Origin of the sequence: Streptomyces sp. NRRL F-2664 (assembly GCF_000719345.1) — a bacterium.
Taxonomy (GTDB): domain Bacteria; phylum Actinomycetota; class Actinomycetes; order Streptomycetales; family Streptomycetaceae; genus Streptomyces.
On record NZ_JOFX01000111.1, the window covers coordinates 1 to 5,482 of the forward strand.

Consider the following 5,482-nt stretch of genomic DNA (forward strand, 5'->3'; position numbering starts at 1 on the left):
GGTCAAGGGTGGAGCGAAGCTCCATCGCGAAGCGACGCGACCGAAGGGAGCGCCCTTGACGGACCGACCCGGCACGGAAGGACGATGGGACTGACGGGACCCCCCCAGACCCACCCCCACACCGCTTCATCGAAGCCCGCCACCCGAAGCCCCCGACCCACCGCCCGGCAGCGCTCGGTTCAGGACTTTTCCGGGGACGTCAGGTCGATCAGGCGGCAGACCGTTTCGATGTCGATCTTGACTTGGGCGATCGATGCGCGGCCCGACAGCCACGTGATCAGCGCCGAGTGCCAGGTGTGCTCGATGACGCGGACCGCCGACAGCTGCTGCGCCGTCGGCGGCTGCTCCAGGCCCATGGCGTCCAGGATGATCGCCGTGGTCAGCCGGGACACGGTGTCGACCTCGGGGCTCACGCTCCGGTCCGCGAAGGTCAGCGCCCGCACCATGGCGTCGGCCAGCTGCGGCTCCCGCTGGAGCGCGCGGAAGGCGCGCATCAGGGTCTCCGCGACCCTGGCGGCCGGCTCGTCCCCGGCGGGCGGACGCTTGCGCAGCGTCGTGTGCATGTGCTGCAGCTGGTCCTGCATGGTGGCGACCAGCAGGTGCACCTTGGACGGGAAGTAGCGGTAGAGCGTGCCCAGCGCCACGCCGGCCGCCTCCGCGACCTCGCGCATCTGGACGGCGTCGAAGCCGCCCCGGCTGGCCAGCTGGGCACTCGCGTGCAGGATCCGACGGCGGCGCGCCTCCTGGCGCTCCGTCAGGGGAGGCGACGCCGGTGAGGTGACGGCCTTCACTTCCGCTGTCATGTGTCCCGTTCCGTGTCGTTGCGCGGGCTGTTCGCGGACTGTCTCCGGGCTGTCTCCGGACGTCCTCCGGGCTGACCCGCAGCCAGCATCGCAGGCGCCGCGGTCGTGGCGCGAATCACCTGCTCCACCTCTTACGGTGTGGTTTCCGGCCGGTAGATTCAATGCTCTCGGACGGATCAAGTCTGAAACTTGTTCTACATTATCCGAGCGGTTACGCTCCGGCGAAAGTGCAGCGAGAAGGGGGCCGAGTGTGACCGCTGAGGCCGTGGTGACGAGCCCTTTCGCGGGTGCCGCCGACGACGGCGAGCGTCCGCTGCGCATCGCCCTCCTCACCTACAAGGGGAACCCGTTCTGCGGCGGTCAGGGCGTCTACGTCCGGCACCTCTCGCGCGAACTGGTCCGCCTCGGGCACTCCGTCGAGGTCATCGGCGCGCAGCCCTACCCGGTGCTCGACACGGGGGCCACGCTCACCGAGCTGCCGAGCCTGGACCTGTACCGCAGCCCCGACCCCTTCCGTACGCCGAAGCGCGACGAGTACCGGGACTGGATCGACGCCCTCGAGGTCGCGACGATGTGGACCGGCGGCTTCCCCGAGCCGCTCACCTTCTCCCTGCGCGCCCGGCGCCACCTGCGGGCGCGGGCCGGGGAGTTCGACGTCATCCACGACAACCAGACCCTCGGCTACGGACTGCTCGGTGACCTCGGCGCACCGCTGGTGACGACGATCCACCACCCCATCACCGTCGACCGCAAGCTCGACCTCGACGCCGCGCAGGGCCGCGTCAAGCGCGCCTCCGTGCGCCGCTGGTACGCCTTCACCCGCATGCAGGGCCGGGTGGCCCGCCGGCTGCCGTCCGTGCTCACCGTCTCCGGATCCTCCCAGCAGGAGATCGCCGACCACCTCGGCGTCCAGGACGAGCGCATCCACGTCGTGCACATCGGCGCCGACACCGACCTGTGGTCGCCCGACGCGTCCGTGGCCGAGGTGCCGGGCCGCATCGTGACCACCTCCAGCGCCGACGTCCCGCTCAAGGGCCTGGTGTTCCTCGTCGAGGCGCTCGCGAAGCTGCGTACCGAGCAGCCCGACGCCCACCTCGTCGTGGTCGGCAAGCGCGCCGAGCAGGGGCCCGTGGCCCGCGCCATCGAGACGTACGGCCTCCAGGACGCCGTCCGCTTCGTCAAGGGCATCACCGACGCCGAGCTCGTCGACCTGGTGCGCAGCGCGCAGGTCGCCTGCGTGCCGTCGCTGTACGAGGGCTTCTCGCTCCCGGCGGCCGAGGCCATGGCCACGGGCACCCCGCTCGTCGCCACGACGGGCGGGGCCATCCCCGAGGTGACCGGCACCGACGGGGAGACCTGCCTGGCCGTGCCGCCCGGCGACGCCGGCGCCCTGGCGGCCGCACTGGCCCGGATGCTCGGCGATCCGCAGCTGCGGGCCCGTGTGGGCGCGGCCGGACGCGAACGGGTCCTGACCCGTTTCACCTGGGCCGCGGCCGCCCGGGGAACCGCCGCGCACTACCGCGCCGCCATCGAGCAGGCCCGAGCCGCCCGCGCCCGCCGCGCGCGGTGACCGTCCGCCTCGTCCCCACCGTCCCCACCCCCGTACACCCCCGCGACCGCGAAGGCAGGACCCCGTGCTGACCGTCGATTTCTCCCGGTTCCCGCTCGCCGCAGGCGACCGCGTACTCGACCTTGGCTGCGGCGCAGGCCGGCACGCCTTCGAGTGCTACCGGAGAGGCGCCCAGGTGGTCGCCGTCGACCGCAACGGCGAGGAGATCCGCGAGGTCGCCAAGTGGTTCGCCGCGATGAAGGAGGCCGGTGAGGCCCCGGTCGGCGCCACCGCCACCGCGATGGAGGGCGACGCGCTGGCGCTGCCCTTCCCCGACGAGTCCTTCGACGTCGTCATCATCTCCGAGGTGATGGAGCACATTCCCGACGACAAGGGCGTGCTCGCGGAGATGGTCCGCGTCCTCAAGCCCGGCGGCCGCATCGCGGTGACCGTGCCGCGTTACGGCCCGGAGAAGATCTGCTGGGCGCTGTCGGACGCCTACCACGAGGTCGAGGGCGGTCACATCCGCATCTACAAGGCGGACGAGCTGCTGGGCAAGATGCGGGCCGCCGGCCTCAAGCCGTACGGCACGCACCACGCGCACGGGCTGCACTCCCCGTACTGGTGGCTCAAGTGCGCCTTCGGCGTGGACAACGACAAGGCGCTGCCGGTGAAGGCGTACCACAAGCTCCTGGTCTGGGACATCATGAAGAAGCCGCTGGCGACGCGGCTCGCGGAGCAGGCCCTGAACCCGCTCATCGGCAAGAGCTTCGTGGCGTACGCGACCAAGCCCCACCTCCCCGTCGGCGCGACCCAGTGAGCTCGCCCGGGCGTACGGAGCACCTCGTCCTGGACGGGGTGCTGACCGCCGAGCAGGCGGCCGAGACGGTCGCGGGGATCCTCGCGGTGCAGCGCGCCGACGGTGCGATCCCGTGGTTCCGCGGCCACCACCTCGACCCGTGGGACCACACGGAGGCGGCGATGGCGCTGGACGCGGCCGGGGAGCACGCGGCCGCCGAGCGGGCGTACGCGTGGCTGGCCCGACACCAGAACCGGGACGGTTCCTGGTACGCGGCCTACGCCGACCGGCCGGACGGCGTGGACACCGCGGAGCCGCAGGACGCGAGCCGGGAGAGCAACTTCACCGCGTACATAGCCGTCGGCGTGTGGCACCACTACCTGTCCACCGGCGACGACACCTTCCTCGACCGGATGTGGCCGTCCGTCTACGCGGCCGTCGAATGCGTCCTGTCGCTCCAGCAGCCGGGCGGCGAGATCGGCTGGAAGCGGGAGGCGGACGGCACGGCCGTCACCGACGCGCTGCTGACGGGGTCGTCGTCCATCCACCAGGCGCTGCGCTGCGCGCTGGCGATCGCCGAGCACCGCGAGGAGCCGCAGCCGGACTGGGAGCTGGCCGCGGGTGCGCTGCGGCATGCGATCCGCCGTCACCCCGAGCGGTTCCTGGACAAGGGCCACTACTCGATGGACTGGTACTACCCGGTCCTCGGGGGCGCGCTGACGGGCGCCGAGGCGCAGGCGCGGATCGAGGCGCGCTGGGACGAGTTCGTCGTCCCGGACCTGGGGGTGCGCTGCGTGCTGCCCAACCCGTGGGTGACCGGCGGCGAGTCCTGCGAGCTGGCGCTCGCGCTCTGGGCGACGGGGGAGTCGGACCGGGCGCTGGAGATCCTGCGCTCGATCGGCCACCTGCGTGCGGACAACGGCATGTACTGGACGGGGTACGTCTTCCAGGACGACGCCGTGTGGCCGGTGGAGCAGACGACGTGGACCGCCGGGTCGCTGCTGCTGGCCGTCGCGGCGCTGGGCGGGGACGAGGCCACCACGCAGGTGTTCGGCGGGGCTTCGCTCCCCGCCGGACTGGAGCCGGACTGCTGCGGCTGAGCCCGGCACGCACCCGCACGGTCGCCCACCCGCACGGCCACGCACCCGCACGGCCGCGCACCCGCACCGCCGCGCGTCCTGGGCGCAGACGAACGAACGGGGCCCCCTCCGCCGACCGGCGGGGAAGGGCCCCGTTGCTGCACGGGTCACGCCGCGTCAGCGGCGGTAGAGCCAGCCGGCTATGGCGTGGCCGACCAGGACGTAGACGACCGCGGCCAGGCCGTAGCCGACGACGACCTGGACCCATTCACGGCTGAAGGTGAACAGGTCGTAGGACCAGCCCGCCAGCCAACTCGCGGTGTCGTGGATGAAGTTGACGAGTTCGTTGTTCTGGTTGGCATCCAGGAACCAGAGCAGGATCCACAGGACGATCACGAAGGCAAGCACGTCCGCCACCAGAGCGACGGCCCGGCCTGCCTGACTGCTTCCTCGGGTGCGTACTCGCGTGTGTGAGGTCATGCTGCGCGTGTTGCCGCCCGGGCGCGTCGCAAACCCGAACGGGTCCGCCCGGTGGCGGGCCCGCCGCGGCGGGGTGAGGCTGCGGGGGACGCCTGAGTCCCCGGAGGAAACCGTGTCCGTACCCACGACCGTCCGATTCCGTCGCGCCCTCACGGCGGTGGTCCTGTCGACCGCGCTGCTCGCCGGTGCCACCGCCTGCGGAAGCGGTGGCGGCGGCAGTCCGCGCGAGGAGCTGTCCGCCGCCTCGATGGGCGAGCTGGCCGCGCTGGCCGCCGCCGAGCCGGCGGCGGTGGAGGCCGACGAGCAGGCCGCGGCCACGCCGTCGCCGACCACGTCGGCGGAGAAGCAGAAGTTCGCCAAGACGCGTTTCGTCGCGAACGCCGGCCTCGCGGCGGGTGCGACGTACTAGTACTCCAGCAGCGGATCGTGTCGTGAACTGGTGGTTGTCGTTGTCAGGTCATGGTGGGGATGGTTGAGGCCCAGGTGTGGGCTGCGGAGTTGGAGTCGGTGTTCGCACGGGTGGCGGGCCGGTTCGCCCGAGCGGATCTGCGGTGGAGGATGCGGGACTATCTGCGGGCCCTGCTGGCGCCGGTGGCCCGGAAAAACGGCTGGCAGCTGGCCGAATACGCAGGTCACCGGACTCCGGATGGGTTTCAGAGGTTGCTGGACTCGAGCGTCTGGGATGCAGACGCGGTCCGTGACGACGTGCGGGACCATGTTGCCGAACGGCTCGGGCCGGGCGGCGTGCTGATCATCGACGACACCGGTTTCA

6 protein-coding genes and 1 pseudogene are annotated in these 5,482 nt (G+C 71.9%); 5 read left to right on the forward strand and 2 right to left on the reverse strand.

All coding sequences use genetic code 11. From position 1 onward, the window contains the following. Window positions 1-179: 179 nt before the first annotated feature. A complete protein-coding gene (locus IF89_RS0134160) occupies window positions 180-803 on the reverse strand; it encodes a TetR family transcriptional regulator (RefSeq protein WP_030776519.1) in 624 nt (207 codons plus the stop codon). Window positions 804-1,053: 250 nt separating this feature from the next. Between IF89_RS0134160 and IF89_RS0134165 the strand changes: the two genes are divergently transcribed. From IF89_RS0134165 to IF89_RS0134175, 3 genes are all read left to right on the forward strand, one after another. Next, the gene (locus tag IF89_RS0134165) at window positions 1,054-2,373 is read left to right on the forward strand and encodes a glycosyltransferase family 4 protein (protein ID WP_030776522.1); all 1,320 of its coding nucleotides are present in this window, start codon (window positions 1,054-1,056) and stop codon (window positions 2,371-2,373) included. 64 nt (window positions 2,374-2,437) lie between these two features. Beyond that, window positions 2,438-3,172 (forward strand): class I SAM-dependent methyltransferase, encoded by a 735-nt coding sequence (locus IF89_RS0134170; RefSeq protein WP_030776526.1) that lies wholly within the window; start codon window positions 2,438-2,440, stop codon window positions 3,170-3,172. After that, window positions 3,169-4,251, forward strand: a complete 1,083-nt coding sequence (locus IF89_RS0134175; RefSeq protein ID WP_030776528.1) for a prenyltransferase — start codon at window positions 3,169-3,171, stop codon at window positions 4,249-4,251. Before IF89_RS0134170 ends, IF89_RS0134175 begins: the two co-directional genes overlap by 4 nt. 156 nt (window positions 4,252-4,407) lie before the next feature. Here the strand turns inward: IF89_RS0134175 and IF89_RS0134180 are convergent, their stop codons facing one another. Next, window positions 4,408-4,710, reverse strand: coding sequence for a hypothetical protein (locus IF89_RS0134180; protein ID WP_078628730.1), 303 nt, complete (start codon window positions 4,708-4,710; stop codon window positions 4,408-4,410). A 157-nt stretch (window positions 4,711-4,867) separates the two neighbouring features. Here IF89_RS0134180 and IF89_RS0134185 point away from each other — a divergent pair. Both IF89_RS0134185 and IF89_RS0134190 read left to right on the forward strand, forming a co-directional pair. Continuing rightward, window positions 4,868-5,116: pseudogene (locus IF89_RS0134185) on the forward strand (hypothetical protein); the annotation flags it as partial. A gap of 62 nt (window positions 5,117-5,178) precedes the next feature. After that, on the forward strand, window positions 5,179-5,482 hold a 304-nt coding region (locus tag IF89_RS0134190; protein WP_030776538.1), incomplete at its 3' end, for a transposase.

Coding starts and splice junctions, on each gene's coding strand:
- IF89_RS0134160 (WP_030776519.1), bottom strand. CDS start 803: ATGACAGCGGAAGTGAAGGCCGTCACCTCACCGGCGTCGCCTCCCCTG.
- IF89_RS0134180 (WP_078628730.1), bottom strand. CDS start 4,710: ATGACCTCACACACGCGAGTACGCACCCGAGGAAGCAGTCAGGCAGGC.